Annotated in this window: 4 protein-coding genes; all 4 read right to left on the reverse strand. The window is 23.8% G+C overall.

The features are described from left to right. A partial coding sequence (locus tag ACWYO2_RS05885) for a 2-dehydropantoate 2-reductase N-terminal domain-containing protein (protein ID WP_455515549.1) occupies positions 1-261 on the reverse strand: 261 nt, incomplete at its 3' end. A 251-nt stretch (positions 262-512) separates the two neighbouring features. Then, positions 513-1,052 carry an ISL3 family transposase gene (locus ACWYO2_RS05890; protein ID WP_455515552.1) on the reverse strand — a complete coding sequence of 180 codons (540 nt, stop codon included), beginning with the start codon at positions 1,050-1,052 and terminating at the stop codon, positions 513-515. A 143-nt stretch (positions 1,053-1,195) separates the two neighbouring features. Continuing rightward, the gene (locus ACWYO2_RS05895; RefSeq protein WP_455515550.1) at positions 1,196-1,621 is read right to left on the reverse strand and encodes a type II toxin-antitoxin system HicB family antitoxin; all 426 of its coding nucleotides are present in this window, start codon (positions 1,619-1,621) and stop codon (positions 1,196-1,198) included. 34 nt (positions 1,622-1,655) lie between these two features. Beyond that, positions 1,656-1,847, reverse strand: coding sequence for a type II toxin-antitoxin system HicA family toxin (locus ACWYO2_RS05900; RefSeq protein ID WP_455515551.1), 192 nt, complete (start codon positions 1,845-1,847; stop codon positions 1,656-1,658). Positions 1,848-2,117: the final 270 nt, after the last annotated feature.

Consider the following 2,117-nt stretch of genomic DNA (forward strand, 5'->3'; position numbering starts at 1 on the left):
ATCGTTTAACATATCTTTTAATTGCATTGATTTTGTAAATACAATTAATAAATCTGCCTCTCCATTATATTCACTAGGTTTATATGCTTTTGATGTTAAAGTTTCTTCAACACCTAAGTTTATAAACTTAATACCATTTTGATTTATAGCATCTACATTTTCTTGCCATAGATCTAAAAATACTACATCATGTCCAGATTTTTTTAGCATAGAACCATAAGTAGCTCCCATTGCTCCTGAACCTGCAATTACAACTTTCATACTTCCTCCTACAAAGTTATTTTTTTCTCTAATTGTAATTATACATGTTTTTGTTATAAATTTCAATAGTTTTGGGTTCTTCACAAATATTTAAGGGATGATAATATTTAAAATTAAAAAAGTATCTAATTTATGACTTTAAAACTATAATTTATATATAGTTTCAATATAAGTCTTTATTAGATACTTTTTGTAGTTTAAAAATACAATAGACTTAACTATTGTTTTATTATTCTTAATTATATATCAACTTATTTATATTCTTTAGGTAACATTAAATATTTTAAAAAACTAAAGAAATATTCCATATTTCTATACCTATAAGCATTTCTCTTAGTAACTTTAATCTTATTATTTAATCCTTCTAGCTTCCCTTTGCTTATATTATGTATGGAATGTACTATTAACCGTTTTATTCTCTTTAGCTTATTATTAGCAAATCTTACAAGTGATTCTATTAAACTCTCTCTTGTAGCATTAAACCAATTCTCCCAAGAAATACTAGCTTCTTCAAAACTAAATAGATTAAATATTCTATTCATTTCTTCTTTTATAGCATAACATATAGATATCTTCTTATGTTTATTTAAGATATTATCTAAATTATTACTATCATTTAAACTTAGTCTACTACTATTTTTTAATAATAACCATCTTGCTTTTTTAATTTTACTATACTCCATTCTAAAGTCTATCATTTCATTCTTAAGTTCTTTTCGCTTTAATGTATCTTGTTCACACTTAACAATATCATATAATTCTTTAGCTTTTAAATAATTCTCTCTAGCTATTTAAAGTATAATCTACCAAAATATATTCATAGAAAAATTAACTTAACAATTTATTTTTATCATATATAAAAAAATACTTAGAAGCATTTTTCTAAGTATTTTATATCAAATTAATGAACGTGATTAATAATTATATTTTCTAATTATACATTTAACTCTTTTTTTAAAGCTTCTTGTAATACATTTGAAAAATTAATGTTATTATTAATTGCTAATTCATTAAGCCAACTTGGTATTGATACATTTTTTCTTACTATTTGACTTTTACATTCTTGAACATATTTTTTCATATCTAAAGTTACTAAAGTTTTAAAACTTTCATTTTCAATAAAGTATTCTTTATCCTCTTCATCAATAGATAATGAAATACTATTTATATCTGAAGGTTTAGGTAATTCTATACCTTTAACAAAATCATCATAAAGCCAAGTTCCCATATAGTCTTCTGCACTCGATATAGCCTCGTTTAATGTTTCACCTTCTGTAGCTCCATTATCAAAATCAGGGAAAATTACAACATATCCCCCTTCAATAGCTTTATGAAAAATAGCTGGATATACTACTAACATATAAGTCCTCCTTAATCAAGGTAACAAGCAAGGTTTATTTTAACCCCGCTTGTTTTAAAATTGCTTGTTCTGTCCCTTTTTTCAATTCTTTTCTATGGTCAGAAACTTCGGTGTATTTGCCCGTAATTGGATTAAAAAACTTTTTATGTGAACCCTTTCCACCTTTTACTTGGATAAATCCATTTTTTAAAAGTAATCTAATCATTTCCGTTGACGTCATAGGCATTTCCAATCACCTCAGTACAATTATACACAATTTTAAGTATAAAATCAAGCAAAGAATATTCAAAATAATATTGTTTTTTATTTCTCAAAAATTATAATTTGTTTTTTTATTTTTTAATAAACTCTCACTACTTCCTTATTATACATATTTTTTATTCAATAATTCAAAGTATTTAGTAACTTTTAAAGAGAGGTATTTATTATAAATATACAAGGATTATTAACATAAATATTAGGTAAGTTATTTTACTTCTCCTTTCTCTATACAATT

Source organism: Pseudostreptobacillus sp. (genome assembly GCF_977040545.1).